Raw genomic sequence first — 17,664 nt, 5'->3', positions numbered from 1 at the left:
CCGACCCCTCTCCGGCGCTTGCCGCCGACTCTGCCCCTCACCGGCGCTTGTGACAAGTAACACACGCCAAGATTCCCTCGGTGATCGCAAACGGCCTCGCCCGCGGCGGCAGCGGGCTTGGGGGCGTCGGAGCCGGTCCCGCCCGGCCCCGCTCGGCGTCCGGTGCAGGCTGGTCCGACGTCCCAGTCCGAGGTTTGACCGCCCCGGCCGCGCTCAATCACCACATCCGGGAGCCGCACTGTGGTCTAGACATCTGGATCGGTTTGGAGATCTGCCCGGGTTACCCCTAACGTGTGAGGTAGCACGCATCCGCGACGCCAATGTCGTCGTCGCCGGTCGCTCAGTGATCCACAGCGATGACGAGGAGACGTGGGATGAGCGAGCTGCACCCCGTGGTCGCGGGGGTGACCGAGCGCATCGCGGCTCGGAGCGCCCGCCGACGCACGGCCTACCTGGAGCGCATGACCCAGGCCGCCAGCGAGGGCCCCACCCGCACCGGGCTGCCCTGCAGCAACCTCGCGCACGGCTTCGCGGCCTGCGAGCCGGCGGACAAGCTGACGCTGCGCGGGGCGGTCAAGCCGGGCGTCGCGATCGTCTCGGCCTACAACGACATGCTGTCGGCGCACCAGCCGCTGGCCGAGTACCCGGCCCGGCTCAAGGACGCCGTCCGCGCCGCCGGGGGTGTCGCCCAGTTCGCCGGCGGTGTCCCCGCCATGTGCGACGGCATCACCCAGGGCCGCACCGGCATGGAGCTGTCACTGTTCAGCCGCGAGGTCATCGCCATGGCCACCGGCGTGGCGCTGTCCCACGAGATGTTCGACGGCGCGCTCCTGCTCGGTGTGTGCGACAAGATCGTGCCCGGCCTGCTCATCGGCGCACTCGCCTTCGGCCACCTGCCGGCGATCCTGGTGCCGGCAGGCCCGATGGCCTCGGGCCTGCCCAACAAGGAGAAGGCCCGCATCCGCCAGCTCTACGCCGAGGGCAAGGCCACCCGCGAGGACCTCCTCGAGGCCGAGGCGGCCTCCTACCACTCGCCGGGCACCTGCACCTTCTACGGCACGGCCAACTCCAACCAGATGGTCGTGGAGGTCATGGGCCTGCACCTACCTGGCGCCAGCTTCGTCCAGCCCGGCAGCCCGCTGCGGCGCGCGCTCACCGAGCACGCCGGCCGCCGGGTGGTCGAGCTGACCCGTGGCGGGACCGAGTACACCCCCGTGGCGCACGTGATCGACGAGCGCTCGGTGGTCAACGGCGTGGTCGCGCTGCTGGCCACCGGTGGCTCGACCAACCACACCATGCACCTGCCGGCCATCGCCGCCGCGGCCGGTATCGAACTCACCTGGGACGACTTCGACGATCTGTCCGCCGTCGTGCCGCTGCTCGCCCGCGTCTACCCCAACGGCGGCGCGGACATCAACCACTTCCACGCCGCCGGCGGTGTCCAGTTCCTCATCGGCGAGCTCCTCGACGCCGGCCTGCTGCACCGCGACGTGCGCACCGTCGCCGGCCCCGGTCTAGACCGCTACCGCGGGGAACCCGTCCTCGACGGCGACCGGCTCGTCTGGCGCGAAGGCCCCACCCGCTCGCTGGACACCGACGTGCTGCGCGGCGTGGCCGACCCGTTCGCCCCGGACGGCGGCCTGCGCCTGGTCCAAGGCAACCTCGGCCGGGCGGTGATCAAGGTGTCGGCGGTGCGCCCGGAGGACCGCACCGTGCTCGCCCCCGCCCGGGTCTTCACCACACAGGCCGACTTCACGGCCGCCTTCCGCGCCGGCGAGCTCGACCACGACGTGGTGGTCGTGCTCCGCAACCAGGGCCCGCAGGCCAGCGGAATGCCGGAGCTGCACGGGCTGACCCCGGCCCTGGGCGCGCTGATGGACCGTGGCCACAAGGTCGCCCTGGTCACCGACGGACGGATGTCCGGTGCCTCCGGCAAGATCCCGGCCGCCATCCAGCTCACCCCGGAGGCAGCCGCCGGCGGGCCGCTCGCCCGGGTCCGCGACGGCGACCTGATCCGGCTCGACGCCACGCGCGGCACGCTGGAGGTTCTGGTCGGGGCCGACGAGCTGGCCGCGCGGAGCCCACAGGACGGCCCGGCCGCCGACGCCGACTGGATCGGCACCGGCCGGGAGCTGTTCACCGCGCTGCGCCGCGGCGTGGGGCCGGCCGACCGGGGCGCGAGCGTGTTCGGCACGCTGTCGACGGATGGGGGCCCGGCACCGGACAGCGCCGGGCACGGCGCCGAGCGGGCCACCGCTCGTGACCCGCAGGAGGTGACCGCGTGAACGACCCGCAGGAGCTGTTCGACCACGGCCCGGTGATCCCGGTCGTCGTGCTCGACGAGGTCGGACACGGCGTGCCACTGGCCAGGGCCCTGCTGCGCGGCGGCATCCGGGTGGTCGAGGTGACCCTGCGTACGCCGGCCGCACTGGGCGCCCTGGAGCGGATCGCCGCCGAGGTGCCCGACGCCGTGGTGGGCGCGGGCACGGTGACCAGCCCGGACCTCGCCCAGGACGCGGCCAAGGCGGGCGCCGCCTTCCTGGTCACCCCGGGCACCACCGAGTCGCTGCTGGACGCCGCCGAGCAGACCGGGCTGCCGTTCCTGCCCGGCGTGGCCACCGTCTCCGAGGCGATGCGGCTCGCCGAGCGCGGCGTGACCGCCCTGAAGTTCTTCCCGGCCGAGGCCGCCGGCGGCGTGCCGTTCCTGCGCTCGCTCGCCGGCCCACTGCCGGGACTGCGGTTCTGCCCGACCGGGGGGATCACCCCGGCGAAGGCCGGCGCCTACCTCGCTCTCCCCAACGTCGGGTGCGTCGGGGGTTCCTGGCTCACCCCGCAGGATGCGCTCGCCGCGGGCGACTGGTCCCGAATCGAGGCCCTGGCCCGGGAGGCCACCAGCCTCCGTTGATCCGGGTTCTGCCTCCCGCTGTTCGAGGAGGCTGTTGGCGCGGCAAGTAGGCGGAGAACGGACTCGACGGGCTCGATGGCGGCCCGTGGCCTGATGCCGTTACTCCGCAGTCGGTTGCTCGCCAACAGCCTCCTGTTTCCGGAGGCGGCGGCACGTCGACGGCGGGTTCAGCTGTCGCTATGGCGGGCCACGAAAACAAGATGCGCGCGGGCGGTGTGGCGCAACACCATAACCGTGTGGCCTGGTACCTCACGGAGGACGTCGAGGAATATTTCGCGGCCGCGGGAACCTTCCTGCGGACACGGCCCGCGCACAACACCGTGCTCCTCACCGTGGCCGAGAGCGTTCGGGTCCGTGGGCGTTCCGCGTTCGGAGGCGACACGCCGTTGTTCGGGTGTTGGCGTTCCGATGAGAGCGGTGTGTCGGGAGCGTTCGTGCACACTCCGCCACTTCCCATGGCACTGAGCCAGATGCCGGCTCAGGCGGCGCGGGAACTGGTACCGATCCTCGTCGACCGTGGCCGGACCTTGACGGGAGTCAACGCACACGCCGACACCGCGAACGTCTCCACCCAGGCATGGCAGGACGCCACCGGTGTGGAGGCCCGCGTGCGGCGGCGGGATCGACTGTACCGGCTGGGAAAGCTCTCGGTTCCCGATCCACGTCCGGCCGGCGCCGCGCGAGTCGCTCGGGATCCGGACCGCGACCTGCTGCTGGGCTGGCTCCGGGCATTCTTCCGGGACATCGGGGAACCCGAGGAACGGGCCGAATCCACTGTGGACGAACGGCTCCTCCACGGGGGGCTCTACCTGTGGGAGCTCGGCGGTGTCCCGGTCGCGGTCGCCGGCCTGACCCGGTCGGTCGCCGGAATGGCCCGGGTTGGCGCGGTTTACACCCCTCCCGCGATGCGCGGACGTGGCTACGGGGCCGCAGTGACCGCCGCGGTGAGCCAGGTTGCTTTGGACAGCGGCGCCGATGACGTGGTCCTGTTCGCGGACGCGGCGAACCCGACGAGCAACGGGATCTACCAGCGGATCGGCTACGAGCCGATCGAGGACCGGCTTTTCGTGCAGTTCGTGGCGTAGCGGCGGGCGTATCCGGTGCCTGGCCGACAAGTCCGGGCGGGTTCTGGGCGAGCTCAGGCCGCCGACTCACGGCGGATGAGCGACAGGGCCTCGGGAATCGAGTCCACGACCGGAGCGCCGGTCGAGTCGAGGGCGGAACGCGACATTATTCCGGTGGTGACGAGGACGCAGTTCGCACCCGCGCTGTGGGCGGCGTGCGCGTCGTCGGTGACGTCACCGATGAGGACGACGTCGGCGGGGTCGAGACCCTGGGCGTACAGGTGCTCCACGAAATGCTCGGTCTTGGAACCACCACCGAGATCCACCCGCAGGCCGTCGATGCGGGTGAACAACCCGGCCAGGCCGAGCTCGCTGACGAGTGGGACCAGCTCGGCGTGGAACCACATCGACAGCAGCGACTGGGTTCCGCCCGCGGCCGCCCAGTCGTGCAACAGGTGCGGGACTCCCGCCGCGAGCCCGCACTCACCAAGCAGATCCCGGTAGCGCTCGTGGTAGAGGCTGTCGATCCGGACCCAGTCGTCGTGGTCCAGACGACGGTTCAGCAGTCGCTCGTAGCAGCCGTGCAGCGGTCGGCTGAACATCTCGCGCCACTCGTCGAGCGTGATCGCGGCGCGCCCGAACTCCGAACAGACCGCATTGACCGCCGCCAACACCGCATGGTTGTCGGCCAGGAGAGTGCCGTTCCAATCCCACACGATGTGCCGGGTGCGCGGTCCTCTCCCCCAAGCGGTCATGGTGGCAGAGCCTAGTACGGTGATCGGTCGTTCGGACCGCGAAGGTGAAGAGCGTCTCAGGGAAGGACGTCGCTTTCGTCATACCCGAACAAAATTGTGAAAGAGCCGCAAAACGTTGCGAGCCGAGTCTGGATTGTTCGAGTTCGGGCAAGCGCCGCCAACAGCAGACTGGCACCACTTTCCGCTCAGCAGTCGTCGAGTAGCTCGGTTTCCTCGCCCGCCTTGCGCAGCTCGTCCCGCACAACCCGCAAGGCCAGCCCCTCCGAGTAACCCTTGCGGGCGAGCATGCCCACGAGGCGGCGGACACGGGTCACCTCGTCCCTGCCGGCCACGCTCGGGAGGCGGCGACGCACCAGTTGCCGGGCCCGCTCCTCCTCGGCGTCCGCGTCGACCTCCGCCACCGCCTCGGCCACCACGCTGTCGGCCACGCCCCGGCGGCGCAGTTCGGCGGCGAGCGCACGGCGCCCGAGGCCCTGGTAGGTGTGCCGGGAGCGCACCCAGGTCTCGGCGAAGGTGGCGTCATCGATCAGCCCCACCTCGTCGAAACGGGACAGGACACGCTCCGCGACCTCCGCTTCGATCCCCCGCCGCAGCAGGGTGCGGTGCAGTTCGGCGCGGGTGCGGGGCCGGGAGGTCAGCATCCGCAGGCACAGCTCGCGGGCACGCGCCTCCGGATCCTCGGGTAGCTGCGGGGTATTGGTTGTCCGGTGGGGGCGACCGGTCCGGTCGCCCCCACCGCGGCCCCGACCGGCGGGCACGGGCATGGCGGTCAGAAGTCGACCGGCGCGGGCTCGTCGCCCTCGGCGTCGAGCTGGGCGCCGATGCCGAGCTTCTCCTTGATCCGCTTCTCGATCTCGTTGGCGATGTCCGGGTTCTCCCGCAGGAACCGGCGGGCGTTCTCCTTGCCCTGGCCAAGCTGGTCGCCCTCGTAGGTGTACCAGGCGCCGGACTTGCGGACGATGGCGTGCTCGACGCCCATGTCCAGCAGCGACCCCTCCCGGCTGATGCCCACGCCGTAGAGGATGTCGAACTCGGCCTGGCGGAACGGGGGCGCCACCTTGTTTTTCACGACCTTGACCCGGGTCCGGTTTCCGACCGCGTCCGAACCGTCCTTCAGGGTTTCGATTCGGCGAATGTCCAGCCGCACCGAAGCGTAGAACTTCAACGCCCGACCGCCGGTCGTCGTCTCAGGAGATCCGAAAAGCACCCCCACCTTTTCCCGCAATTGGTTGATGAAAATCGCGGTGGTGTTGGCGTTGTTCAGGGCGGAGGTGATCTTCCGCAGTGCCTGGCTCATCAGGCGGGCCTGTAGGCCGACGTGACTGTCGCCCATCTCGCCCTCGATCTCGGCGCGCGGCACCAGCGCGGCCACCGAGTCGATGACGATGACGTCCAGGGCGCCGGAGCGGATCAGCATGTCCGCGATCTCCAGCGCCTGTTCCCCGGTGTCCGGCTGGGAGACCAGCAGCGCGTCGGTGTCCACGCCCAAAGCCTTGGCGTACTCGGGGTCCAGTGCGTGCTCGGCGTCGATGAAGGCGGCGATTCCGCCCGCCTTCTGGGCGCTGGCGACAGCGTGCAGGGCGATCGACGTCTTTCCGCTCGACTCGGGTCCGTACACCTCGACGATTCGGCCGCGAGGGAGGCCACCGATGCCCAGGGCGACGTCCAGTGCGATGGAGCCGGTCGGGATCACCTCGACCGGGGGTCGCCCCTCCTCGCCGAGGCGCATCACCGAACCCTTGCCGAAGTTCTTCTCGATCTGGGCCAAGGCCAGCTCGAGTGCCTTGTCCCGGTCGGGTGCAGGTGCCATTGGGGGTTCCTCACCTCGGTCGGTCGGGGCTGGAGGCCAGCCCGAGGTCCTGGGTTGTCGATGCGGGGTCGTGCTGGGTCGTAGTCGCTGGGTTGTGCGCTGGTTGCTGTTGTCGTCGTCGACGCTACGAGGAGGGGCCGACGTTCCGGGCACCGGGCGCGCCGCCTGTGGACAACCGGCGCCATTGTGGACAACACCTTACCCGAACAGGTGTTCGATCAGGGCCGCGACACGCCGGCTCGAGTGCCCAGGCCGACCGTGGGCAGCCCCATGGACCTGTTCCGGCGGGTGGGGAGGGGGCGCGCGGTGGGTAGGCCAAGAGGGGTGGGTCGCCGTCGAACTGGCCGGAACGGGAACAAAAGCGACAGCACGGCCCGGAAACGCACCTGATCGAGCAGGTGCGCCGAGCCGGCCGGCGGCGCACACTCGATGATGCGTACCGGCTGCGCACCGGCACGCCGCCGTCCCCACCCGGGCGTACCGGCGAGGAGGTTCGCGATGAAGCTGGATCCCTACCTACCCCCGAACCACCCGCTGAGCCGGATCTACCGCGCCGGCGCCGCGTTGGTCGGCCTCTACCTGGTGGTCTTCGGTGCCCTCGGGCTGGCCAGGCAGATCGATTTCGTCACCACGACCGGCCAGGAGATCCTCGGGCTGTCCACGAACGGCCTGCTGTCGCTGATCTCGGTGGTGGTCGGTCTGGTCCTGGTGCTGGCCGCGATCCGCGGCGGCGCGGCCGCCTCCACGACCAACATCGTGTTCGGCGTGCTGTTCTTCCTGTCCGGCCTGGTCAACCTGGCCCTGATGCAGACGCCGTTCAACATCTTCGCGTTCCAGATGCAGAACGTGGTGTTCAGCCTGCTCGTCGGGATGCTGTTGATGTTCATTGGCTTCTACGGCCGGGTCAGTGGCGGGCTCACCGACGACAACCCGTTCGTCCGCTACCGCCACCACGAGCCGCCGGACGCCGACCACGGTGCGGAGCTGGCCGCGGAGCGGCGGCGGATCGCCGAGATCGAGGATCTGGTCCAGGCGGAGCTGGCGGTGGCCGAGGGGCATCCCACGCCGGAGCAGGAGCGGCTCGTGCGCGAGGAGCGGTCGCGGCTGGCGGAGGAGACCCGTCGCGAGGCGTACCGGCACAAGCACGGCGAGCTGCCGGGCGCCGCGAACAACCCGTACTACTAGAGCCCGCTGGCTTCATCGCCCGGAAGCCTCTTCCGAAGCCCGATTATCGACGCTCCCACGGGACGTCGAAGGCGTCACAGATGGCGCGCCAGACCTCCTTGGGGTCGCTGCCGGCCGCCAGTGCCTGGTCCACGGTGCGCCCGCCAAGTGTGGACAGCACGTGGTCGCGGGCGATCATCTCGGCCCGGATCTCGCCGAACTCGTCGGCCATAAGCCTGCGGAAGACGGTGTGGCGCATCGGCACCAGGCTACGCGGGGACGGTGCGGTGCCTGCTGGCCCGGTAGCCTCCGGCACGTGCCCCTCTCGATGGTGATCGCCCAGACCGATCCGACGGGTCTGTCGTCTCCACTCGGCAAGATCGTCATTGCCGCGGGGATGGTGGCCACGCTCGTGGTCCTGCTCCGCTGGTGGTGGCAGAACCGCGGAAAGTAGGCGCGTGCCGCGGTGTCTGCATCGCCGCCGCGTTGCCCGCTGGCCGGTGGACCCCGACACCGACCCGAACACGGCTGGTAGGAAATGCGGCCCCCTTGAGTGCGGGGCGCTCAGGTACCGGGCTGGATGTTCTTTTCGAAGTAGTCGGCGAGCGCGTCGGGGGTCAGCTCACTGCCGCCGAGCTTGGCGGCGACGACGTAGCCCATGACGGGCCGGTCCTGGACGGTGAAGGCCACCATGCCCAGGGTGTTGCTTGCGGCTGCCTGGTAGCGGCCGCGGAATCCGTTTCCGGCCCAGTCGGCCTCCACGCGATCACCCTTGCCCAGCAGGGACATCACCGTCTCGGCGTTCTGTTCGGCAGCCTCGGGTGAGGGGAGGTGGGCGTAGGTGATGGAGTAGCCGCCCTGTTCGCCGCTGACGCGGCAGCTGACCATGGTGGTGCCGCCCACGGCACGGAGATCCACGTCCAGCCCGCCGAAGCCGCCGCCGCAGTTGGCCTTGTCGGGGACCGCTCCGGCGAGGTGGCGGAGGCAGGGGGTGAAGCCCTGCTCGTCCTTGTCTTTGGCGTCCTGGCAGTCCTCGGCGGTCGGCACGCTCGAGCCACGGGTGGCGAGGAAGACGCCACCGGTGACGCCGAGCACGACCAGGAGGAGCACCGCCAAGCCGATCAGGACCGGCTTGCGTCGGCTGCCGGTCGGGACCGGCGGCGCGGGCGGAACCGGGTAGGTGGGCTGGTAGGGCTGGCCGGCGGGTGGGGTGGCGGGTGGCTGGGTCGCGGTGGGCGGCTGCGGACAGGCCGGAGCGCTGTGGGTGACCGCCGGTTGTGGCCCGGTGGGGACGCCGGCCACGGGTCTGGTGCCGCTGGGGGCGGGGAGCCGCGGGCCCATGTCCTGGGTGCGCATGCTGCCGCCGTCCCCGGGCACGTGGTGGGCGCCGAAGGCGACGGCGGTCTCCGGCTGGTCGAGGCTGGTCGGCACGATCCGGAGCTGGTCGGCGATGAGGGTGGCGATCAGGGGGATGCGGCTGGAGCCGCCGACGAGGTAGATGCCGGCGAGGGCGTGCGGTTGCAGGCCGGCGGCGTGGATGGTGGCGGCGAGCAGCTCGACGCTGCGCAGCAGGTTGGGCCGGACCAGGCCCTCCAGCTCGGCGCGGGTGACCAGCACGTCGTCGAACGGTTCCGGCAGCGGTATCTCGGTCTGCGGGTGCCGGGAGAGGGCTTCCTTGCCGGCGCGGACGTCCTCGCGCAGGGCGCGTTGGGCGCGGCGGTCGGCGGTGGATTCCGGGCGCAGCAGGCGTTGCCAGCCGGTCGGGTCGCGGCGGGAGACCTGCCGGCCGACGTGTTCCAGCAACGCCTGGTCGACGTCGAGGCCGCCGAGGTCGGGCAGGCCGTCCTCGGCGAGCACGACGTAGCCGTCGCGGGTGGCGCCGACGACGGCGCAGTCGAAGGTGCCGGCGCCCAGGTCGTAGACGGCGAGGGCCTGGCCGGGGGCGAGCGAGGAGTCCGGGAAGGAGGCGTAGTGGGCGGCGGCCGCGACCGGTTCGGGCACCAGCACGAGGTCGGGGCCGAGGCCGGCGAGCCGGGCGGCGGCGAGCAGCACGTTACGGCGGACCGGGCCCCACTGGGCGGGGTGGGTCAGCCGGACCTCGTCGGGTGGGGTACCGCCGAGCTGGCGGGCGGTCTCGTCGGCGACCCGGCCCAGGACGGCGGCGAGGGTGTCGGTGACCGGGACGATGCGGTCGCCGAGCAGGAGGGTGCTGTCGTCGACTCGGCGTTTGGGGTTGGGTTCGTAGCGGGCCGGGTCGAGGCGGGCATGGCGTTCGGCGTCGCAGCCGACGAGCAGGGCGCCGTCCTCGGCGGCGAACACGGCGGAGGGCATGGTGGCCGAGCCGTCGACCTCGACGACCCGTGGTGGCCGGCCGTGTGCGGACAGCACCGCGACGGTGTTGGACGTGCCGAGGTCCACCGACAGGACGCGCAATGTTTTCCCCTCGCCGACCGTGGCCCCGCGTCCGGGCGGGGCGCCGGACGGGTTGTTGATAACGGGGCCGTAGATCCGGGTTACAGATGCTGCCACGGCGTCCCCTGTTGGTGGGGGTGGGTTGGTCGGATCGCCGCCGAACGTTCCCGGTACGCGGCCCCGTGTGGTCCTTCGGTGGCGCGCGGCGGTGGTCCTCGCTCCCCCGCATCTCGTGCGCCGATCGTGGACGGTCGGCGGCGTCGTCGTGCTCGGGTGTACCGCGAGTGTCGTACGGCTGGGTAACGATGGGTGGGTGACCAGCACCGATGACGTCATGGCGCGGTTCTCTCCAGCCACCCGGGAATGGTTCGGTGGGGCGTTCGAAGCGCCGACCGAGGCCCAGCTCGGCGCGTGGGGCGCGGTTGCCGCGGGTGAGCACGCCCTGGTGGTCGCGCCGACCGGGTCGGGCAAGACGTTGGCCGCGTTCCTGTGGGCGCTCGACCGGCTGGCGCACGAGGAGGTGCCTGCCGAGCCGACCCGGCGGTGCCGGGTGCTCTATGTCTCGCCGCTGAAGGCCCTGGCGGTGGACGTGGAGCGCAACCTGCGGGCGCCGTTGGCCGGGATCCGGCAGGCGGCGCACCGGCTCGGCCTGCCCGAGCCGCGGATCCGGGTGGGCATGCGGACCGGGGACACCCCGGCCCAGGAGCGGCGCGCGTTCGCCCGCACCCCGCCCGACGTGCTGGTGACCACGCCGGAGTCGCTGTTCCTGCTGTTGACCTCGGCTGCGCGGGAGTCGTTGCGGGGTGTGGAGACGGTCATCGTCGACGAGGTGCACGCGGTGGCTGGTAGCAAGCGGGGCGCGCACCTGGCGTTGTCGCTGGAGCGGTTGGACGCGCTGCTCAGCAATCCGGCGCAGCGGATCGGATTGTCGGCGACGGTGCGTCCGGTCGCGGAGGTCAGTGCTTTTCTCGCTGGTGGCCGGCCGGTGCGGGTGGTGCAACCGCCGTTGCGCAAAACGATCGAGGTGCGGGTGGAGGTGCCGGTTGAGGACATGTCGACCCTCGGTGAGCCGACGGGGGAGGTGTCCGGGTCGGCGGCGGGCGCGGAGCGGCGCACCTCGATCTGGCCGGCGGTGGAGCGTCGGGTGCTGGATCTGGTGCGGCAGCATCGGTCGACGATCGTGTTCGCCAACTCGCGGCGGCTCGCCGAGCGGTTGACCGCCCGGATCAATGAGCTGGCGCTGGAGGAGGCGGAGCTGACCGAGGACCTGGCCGAGACCGCGGTGCCGCCGCGGCTCCCGGCGGAGGCGGTCGGGCAGTCGGGGACGACGACGGGCATGGTGCCGGTGTTGGCGCGGGCGCACCACGGGTCGATGTCGCGGGAGCAGCGGGTCGCGGTCGAGGAGGAGCTGAAGTCGGGCCGGTTGCCGTGCGTGGTGGCGACGTCCTCGCTGGAGCTGGGCATCGACATGGGTGCGGTCGACCTGGTGGTGCAGGTGGAGGCGCCGCCGAGCGTTGCTGCCGGGTTGCAGCGGGTGGGCCGGGCCGGGCACCAGGTGGGCGCGATCTCGCGCGGGGTGATGTTCCCGAAGTTCCGTGGCGACCTGGTGGCGTGCGCGGTGGCCGCGGAGCGGATGTCGGGTGGGGCGATCGAGGCGGTGCGTTACCCACGTAACCCGTTGGACGTCCTGGCGCAGCACGTGGTGTCGATGGTGGCCATGGAGCCGTGGCGGGTGGGGGAGCTGGCGGGTCTGGCGCGTCGGGCCGCACCGTTCGCGTCGCTCCCGGACTCGGCGTTGCACGCGGTGCTGGACATGCTCGCCGGCCGTTACCCGAGCGAGGAGTTCGGTGAGCTACGGGCGAGGATCACCTGGGACCGGGTGACCGGCGAGCTGCGGGGGCGTCCCGGGGCGCAGCGGCTGGCGGTCACCTCGGGCGGCACTATCCCGGACCGTGGGCTGTTCATGGTGGTGACGCCGGGTGGTGCGGATGGTTCGGCCGGCTCGCGGGTGGGTGAGCTGGACGAGGAGATGGTCTACGAGTCGCGGGTGGGCGACACCTTCCTGTTGGGGACGTCGGCGTGGCGGGTGGAGGACATCACCCATGACCGGGTGGTGGTGGTTCCGGCGCCGGGCCAGCCGGCGAGGATGCCGTTCTGGAAGGGCGACGCACCCGGCCGGCCGCTGGAACTCGGTCGCGCGCTGGGAAGGTTCGTGCGCGAGTTGTCCACTATGGACACCTCCGCGGCGCGGGAGCGGGCCGTGGCAGCGGGGTTGGACGAGTGGGCGTGTGACAACCTGCTGGTCTACCTGGAGGAGCAACGCGCCGCGACGCGGCACGTGCCCAACGACCGGACCGTCGTGGTGGAGCGGTTCCGGGACGAGCTGGGTGACTGGCGGCTGGTGGTGCATTCACCGTTCGGTGCCCAGGTGAATGCCCCGTGGGCACTGGCTGTCGGCGCGCGGTTGCGGGAGCGTCGCGGTGTCGACGCACACGTTGCGCACTCTGACGACGGGATCGTCGTGCGCGTACCGGACGCGCTCGACGAGGTCGGGGCGGAGGTGCTGCCCACCGCCGAGGACGTTCTGCTGGATCCCGAGGAGATCGAGCGGATCGTGGTGTCGGAGGTGGGTGGGTCGGCCCTGTTCGCGGCCCGGTTCCGGGAGTGTGCGGCCCGCTCGCTGCTGCTTCCCCGCCGGGATCCGCGGCGCAGGACGCCGTTGTGGCAGCAGCGGCAACGTGCGGCCCAGCTGTTGTCGGTCGCCGCGAAGTACGAGCAGTTCCCGGTGGTGTTGGAGGCCATGCGGGAGTGTCTTCAGGACGTCTACGACCTGCCCGGCCTGCGGGAGTTGATGTCGGAGGTGCGGGCGCGGCGGGTGCGTGTGGTCGAGGTGGAGACGCCCTCGCCGTCGCCGTTCGCGCGCAGCCTGTTGTTCGGCTACGTCGGCATGTTCCTGTACGAGACCGACGCGCCGCTGGCGGAGCGGCAGGCGGCGGCCCTGTCCCTGGACTCGGCCCTGCTGGCGGAGCTGTTGGGTTCGGAGGCCATCCGGGAACTGCTGGATCCCGGGGTGCTGGCCGAAATCGAGGCGCGGCTGCAGCGGCTGCTGCCCGAGTGGCACGCCAGGAACGTCGAGGATGCCGCGGATGTGTTGCGGTTCCTCGGGGACCTGTCCGCCGAGGAGGCTGCCGAGCGTGGGATCCGGCCGGAGTGGTTGGCCGAGCTGGCCGAGCAGCGGCGGGCGATCATGGTGCGGATCGCCGGTGTTGAGCGGTGGATCGGGATCGAGGACGCCGGTCGGGTACGGGATGCGTTGGGTGTGGCGTTGCCTGTGGGTGTGCCGGAGGTGTTCACCGAGCCGGTGCCCGATCCACTGGGCGACCTGCTGGCGCGTTACGCGCGGACGCGGGGACCATTCTCCCCCACCGAACCCGCGGAGCGGTTCGGGCTCGGTGTCGCGGTGGTCATCGCGGTGCTCGAGCGTATGACGGGGGCAGGACGCCTGGTGCGTGGGGAGCTGAGGCCGGGCGGCACGCACACCGAGTACTGCGACGCCGAGGTGTTGCGGCGGCTGCGTCGTGCGTCGCTGGCGCGGTTGCGGGCGGAGGTGGAGCCGGTCGAGCCGGCGGCGTTGGGTCGGTTCCTACCGGCCTGGCACGGGGTTGCCCGACGGCTGCGGACGGCGCCCACGGTCGACGACGTCATCGCGGTGGTGGAGCAGCTCGCGGGTGCGCCGTTGCCCGCCAGTGGCCTGGAGTCGTTGATCCTGCCCGCGCGGCTTCCCGGGTACTTCCCCGCCCTGCTCGACGAGCTGACCGCGGCCGGTGAGGTGACGTGGGCGGGTTGCGGGGCGCTGGCCGGTGGTGATGGGTGGATCGCGCTCGCACCGGCCGATCTTGCGGATCTGCTACTGCCTGAGCCCGAGGACGATGTGCCGGACAGCCCGCTGCATCGCGCGACCCTGTCGGCGTTGGACGGTGGGGCGTTGTTCTTCCGTCAGCTGGCGGACCGGGTGGGGGCCGAGTTGGTCGCTGCCGGCGAGGAAGTTCCCGACGACGCTGCTGTGGTGACGGCGCTGTGGGATCTGGTCTGGGCGGGCTTGGTCAGCAACGACACCTTGGCTCCGTTGCGGGCGTTGGTTTCCGGGCGTGGCGCGGCACACAAGCCGCGGCGGTCGGCTCCGCGTGGTCGGTATGCGCGGTTGCGGGCACCGCGCCCCACGATGCCGACGCGTACCGGACCACCCACCGTGGCTGGGCGCTGGTCACTGGTCCCGGGGCGGGAAACGGATCCGACGCGGCGGGCGCATGCCCGGGCGGAGGCATTTCTGGAGCGGCACGGGGTGTTGACCCGGGGCGCGCTCGACACCGAGCGGGTCAGCGGTGGGTTCAGCGGGATCTACCGGGTGCTGCGGGCGATGGAGGAGTCCGGCCAGGTCGTGCGGGGTTACGTGGTGGAGGGCTTGGGTGCGGCGCAGTTCGCGGTGCGCGGGGCGGTGGACAGGTTGCGTGCGCTGTCGCGTGGCGGGGAACAGGTCAGCGTGGGCGAACCCACCACCGTGGTGCTTGCCGCGGCCGACCCGGCGCAGCCGTATGGCGCGGCCCTACCGTGGCCGGAGCTGGTCGGCGCCACGAAACACCGGCCGGCGCGCAAGGCGGGGGCGCTGGCGGTTCTGGTGGATGGATTTGCTGCCCTGTACGTGGAACGTGGTGGGCGGTCGCTGCTGTCCTTCACCGAGGACGAGGCGATGCTGCGGGCCGCGGCGAACGGCTTGTCGCGCGCCGTCCGGGACGGGTGGCTCGGCCAGCTCGCCGTGGAACGCGCCGACGGCGAGGGTGCGCTGACGTCGCGGCTGGCGGACATCCTCCGCGATGTCGGGTTCCGCCCCACACCCAAGGGCCTACGGTTGCGCGCCTGAGCCCTGGCGGGAGGGGTGGCGGCGCGTGGAGCGTGGCCGATCACCGCAGCTATCCAGATAACGTTGCCACTGTTGGACATCCGGCACATGAGCTACCGAGTCCACATGGGATTATTGAGCGCGTTCCTCCACCTAACGCATCGCAAGGCGGAGTAGGGCCCACAGTTGAGCAACCGCGTCGTGATCCCCTTCCGCCAACACCGCGCGGTCCGGCAACCGGCCCCACAGCCACAGGTACACCGCCGTTGGGTCACCCGTGATGACGGCGTCGGCTGTCTCCGCCTCCGCGATCGAGGCGCGTCGAGCGGTCACGCCCGAGGTCCCCGCGCCCGTCAGCCAGGCGTGCTCGCCGAGCACCAGGCCGACCTCGCCCGACTGGACCCCGGCGATCCCCAGTGCACCGAGCCGATAGCCGAACCACAGTGTCAGCGCCTCGTCCACTCCGTCCAGCGCCACGCCACCGTCGACCTCGGTGACCTTGGCGCCGCGAGCTGCCTGCACGTCCACCCGGTGCACCGTGGTCTCGTGTGCCAGGCGTCGCCACCAGAAGCCGTAGGTCTGGTCCTCCGGCCACCAGGTGCGGCAACGCCCGCCGGGATCGTGCGACCACAGCTCGGCGAGCAGGTCCCGCAACACCTCGCGGAGGACGTCTTCGGGGAACTCCGTCCCGGCGGGAGGTCTGGGGGCGCGTTCCCCGGTGCGGTCGTGCTCGCCCCGGAGCCAGCGCAGGACGGCGCGGTAGACGTCGGTGGTGTGGCTGACGGTCGTGCCCAGTGTCAGGCCGGGGCATCCGGGTACCGGCAGCTCCCGATCGCCGCCGCGCGCGGCGCTCGCCAGCCGTTCCCCCTCGACCGCCACCACGTCCAGCAGCCGGCCATAGTCCAGCAACGCCTTTCCCGTCACGGCCGCACCCCGTGCACGGCACGCTCGGCCAGTTCGACGAACTGGCCGGCCTGCCGAACGAGGTCGTCCGCGTCCCGGGTGGACACCACGCGGGTGACGCCGGCCTGCGCCAGCGCCCGGGTGCGTGCTCCGGCGGCGAAGAACGTGGCCCACTCGCGCAGCTCGGGAGCGACGGTGGCGAGCAGCGTCCAGGCGCTGGTCGGCCGGCGCCCGGCCCCGGACGGGCGGGCCCGGGTGGCCAGCACGGCCGCGGCCGCCCGCAGGGCCGCCAGGTGTGCGGTCACGTACCGCTCGACCGGCGGGGCGAGGCGCTCCGCCTCGGCCAGGCCCTCCCGCGCCTGCTCGAGCAGGTTCACCGCGGCCAGCGGTGGGAAGGGTCGTACCGCGAGTTCCTGCGGGGTGACCGGTCGTGGCGTCGATCCACGTCGGGGAGCGGGAAGCGGGAAGTCGACTTGCGCTGCCATCGGGGCCTCCTCACAGCGTCACGGGTGACGGCCCGCCGTGGGGAAGCCGGCGGTCGCCCGGGTGGCCCGGGGTTCTTCCCCTACCCCGGGCCACCCGGGCGGCAGGCCGGAACAACCGACCTTCCTCGCAATGTTCGAACGCCTGTTCGAACGACCCCAGGCTAACGCCGCCCCCCGACAAACCTCAAGCTCCCCGGCCTCCCCTTGGTGGGGGAGCGGTTCGCACCACGCCTGGCGGGCCGACTGGACGAGCAGCCGGGTGGGCGTGGTCTGATGAGGGTGTGAGCGCGGAACCGAGTGCCCGGCCCGAGGAAACGGGCCTGTGCCGCCGTTTCGGGAGCGAGCGGGCCGTCTCCGTCGCGGCCGGGCGCACCGCCCTCGCCCGCCCCCTGCCTGTCGGGAACCCCCGTTCCACCCCGGGACCCGTCGACGCGCAGGGAGGCGCTGCCTGATGACCACCGCACCGTCACCGGTGTCCGCCCACCTCGTGGCGCTCTCCGCCGACCAGCTCCGGACGCGCCTGGGCGAGGCACTGACCCTTTACGTGACCGCGATGGGCTACCCGCTGAGCACCGTGCAGCAGCGTGCGCCGATGTGGCTGTCGCACATGCTCCGGCCGGGTTGGCGGTGCACCGCCGCGGTTGGGCGGGACGGCGCGTTGCTGGCCATCGGCTACGGGTACCTCGGTGCCCCCGGCCAGTGGTGGCACGAGCAGGTCCGGCGGGGCTTGGTCGCCGTGCGCGGGGTTCCGGCGGCGGACGAGTGGATGACGGACTACTTCGAGCTGACCGAGCTGCACGTGCGCCCGGACTCGCAGGGCCAGGGGCTTGGCGAGAACGTGCTGCGCCACCTGATGGACGGGGTGACGGCCAGCCGCGTGCTGTTGTCCACCCCGGAGGGTCCGACCCGGGCCTGGCGCCTCTACCGCCGGGTGGGCTTCCAGGACCTGCTGCGGGACTACCTGTTCGCCGGCGATCCACGCCCCTTTGCCGTGCTGGGCCGCGATCTCCCGCTCTAGGGCACGTGCCGGCCGGCTCGGCCATGGCATGGCGCGAGCGGCCAGGATCGTGACCGCTTCCACCGGCAGGACGGTGGTCGATACCGCCCCGGACGGCCCCTGCCTGGGGCCGACGCCCCGCCGACGCCCCGCGTTCAGCGTAGTGATCAGAAAAATCGCGGGTCAAACGGGTGTCCACAGGCAGGGAGAGCTGTCCACAGCGGACGGAAATGGGCTCGACAGAACGGAACCGGGCCGCTGACCGACGGTGG

General features: G+C 71.8%; 14 protein-coding genes. 7 read left to right on the top strand and 7 right to left on the bottom strand.

Annotated elements, in window-relative coordinates; all coding sequences use genetic code 11:
• Positions 1-374: 374 nt before the first annotated feature.
• The 3 genes from edd to IEY55_RS17425 all read left to right on the top strand — a co-directional run bounded on the left by edd (position 375) and on the right by IEY55_RS17425 (position 3,990).
• The gene (gene edd, locus IEY55_RS17435) at positions 375-2,285 is read left to right on the top strand and encodes a phosphogluconate dehydratase (RefSeq protein ID WP_189059130.1); all 1,911 of its coding nucleotides are present in this window, start codon (positions 375-377) and stop codon (positions 2,283-2,285) included.
• Positions 2,282-2,905, top strand: coding sequence for a bifunctional 4-hydroxy-2-oxoglutarate aldolase/2-dehydro-3-deoxy-phosphogluconate aldolase (eda, locus tag IEY55_RS17430; RefSeq protein ID WP_189059128.1), 624 nt, complete (start codon positions 2,282-2,284; stop codon positions 2,903-2,905). The genes edd and eda overlap by 4 nt, the downstream gene beginning before the upstream one ends.
• 236 nt (positions 2,906-3,141) lie before the next feature.
• The gene (locus tag IEY55_RS17425; protein ID WP_189059127.1) at positions 3,142-3,990 is read left to right on the top strand and encodes a GNAT family N-acetyltransferase; all 849 of its coding nucleotides are present in this window, start codon (positions 3,142-3,144) and stop codon (positions 3,988-3,990) included.
• Between the two features lie 53 nt (positions 3,991-4,043).
• Here the strand turns inward: IEY55_RS17425 and IEY55_RS17420 are convergent, their stop codons facing one another.
• From IEY55_RS17420 to recA, 3 genes are all read right to left on the bottom strand, one after another.
• Entirely contained in the window at positions 4,044-4,724 is a 681-nt protein-coding gene (locus IEY55_RS17420) for an HAD family hydrolase (protein ID WP_189059125.1), read from the bottom strand.
• A 185-nt stretch (positions 4,725-4,909) separates the two neighbouring features.
• On the bottom strand, positions 4,910-5,488 hold the full coding sequence (recX, locus tag IEY55_RS17415; protein ID WP_189059123.1) for a recombination regulator RecX: 579 nt from the start codon (positions 5,486-5,488) through the stop codon (positions 4,910-4,912).
• Between the two features lie 5 nt (positions 5,489-5,493).
• Positions 5,494-6,534: a recombinase RecA gene (gene recA / locus IEY55_RS17410; RefSeq protein ID WP_189059121.1), complete on the bottom strand. Its 1,041-nt coding sequence runs from the start codon at positions 6,532-6,534 to the stop codon at positions 5,494-5,496.
• Between the two features lie 498 nt (positions 6,535-7,032).
• On the opposite strand from recA, the gene IEY55_RS17405 reads away from it, so the two are divergent.
• The gene (locus tag IEY55_RS17405) at positions 7,033-7,719 is read left to right on the top strand and encodes a DUF4383 domain-containing protein (RefSeq protein WP_229686476.1); all 687 of its coding nucleotides are present in this window, start codon (positions 7,033-7,035) and stop codon (positions 7,717-7,719) included.
• Positions 7,720-7,762: 43 nt separating this feature from the next.
• Here IEY55_RS17405 and IEY55_RS17400 read toward each other — a convergent pair whose 3' ends face one another.
• Positions 7,763-7,957 carry a DUF3046 domain-containing protein gene (locus tag IEY55_RS17400; protein ID WP_189059119.1) on the bottom strand — a complete coding sequence of 65 codons (195 nt, stop codon included), beginning with the start codon at positions 7,955-7,957 and terminating at the stop codon, positions 7,763-7,765.
• Positions 7,958-8,014: 57 nt separating this feature from the next.
• Here IEY55_RS17400 and IEY55_RS17395 point away from each other — a divergent pair, with 57 nt between their 5' ends.
• The gene (locus IEY55_RS17395; RefSeq protein ID WP_189059117.1) at positions 8,015-8,152 is read left to right on the top strand and encodes a hypothetical protein; all 138 of its coding nucleotides are present in this window, start codon (positions 8,015-8,017) and stop codon (positions 8,150-8,152) included.
• 110 nt (positions 8,153-8,262) lie between these two features.
• Here IEY55_RS17395 and IEY55_RS17390 read toward each other — a convergent pair whose 3' ends face one another.
• On the bottom strand, positions 8,263-10,131 hold the full coding sequence (locus IEY55_RS17390) for an Hsp70 family protein (protein ID WP_189059218.1): 1,869 nt from the start codon (positions 10,129-10,131) through the stop codon (positions 8,263-8,265).
• Positions 10,132-10,444: 313 nt separating this feature from the next.
• Between IEY55_RS17390 and IEY55_RS17385 the strand changes: the two genes are divergently transcribed.
• On the top strand, positions 10,445-15,028 hold the full coding sequence (locus IEY55_RS17385) for an ATP-dependent helicase (protein ID WP_189059216.1): 4,584 nt from the start codon (positions 10,445-10,447) through the stop codon (positions 15,026-15,028).
• 132 nt (positions 15,029-15,160) lie between these two features.
• On the opposite strand, the gene IEY55_RS17380 is transcribed toward IEY55_RS17385, so the two are convergent.
• A complete protein-coding gene (locus IEY55_RS17380; protein WP_189059115.1) occupies positions 15,161-15,931 on the bottom strand; it encodes a maleylpyruvate isomerase N-terminal domain-containing protein in 771 nt (256 codons plus the stop codon).
• Positions 15,928-16,395, bottom strand: coding sequence for an SAV_6107 family HEPN domain-containing protein (locus IEY55_RS17375; RefSeq protein WP_189059113.1), 468 nt, complete (start codon positions 16,393-16,395; stop codon positions 15,928-15,930). Before IEY55_RS17375 ends, IEY55_RS17380 begins: the two co-directional genes overlap by 4 nt.
• A 451-nt stretch (positions 16,396-16,846) precedes the next feature.
• Here IEY55_RS17375 and IEY55_RS17370 point away from each other — a divergent pair, with 451 nt between their 5' ends.
• Complete coding sequence (locus tag IEY55_RS17370) at positions 16,847-17,413, top strand: GNAT family N-acetyltransferase (protein ID WP_189059111.1); 567 nt, start codon at positions 16,847-16,849, stop codon at positions 17,411-17,413.
• The last annotated feature ends 251 nt before the right edge of the window (positions 17,414-17,664 follow it).

The organism is Longimycelium tulufanense (assembly GCF_014645795.1).
GTDB lineage: Bacteria > Actinomycetota > Actinomycetes > Mycobacteriales > Pseudonocardiaceae > Longimycelium > Longimycelium tulufanense.
Note: the sequence above shows the minus strand (reverse complement) of the source record. Positions and strands in the feature narration are given on the sequence as shown.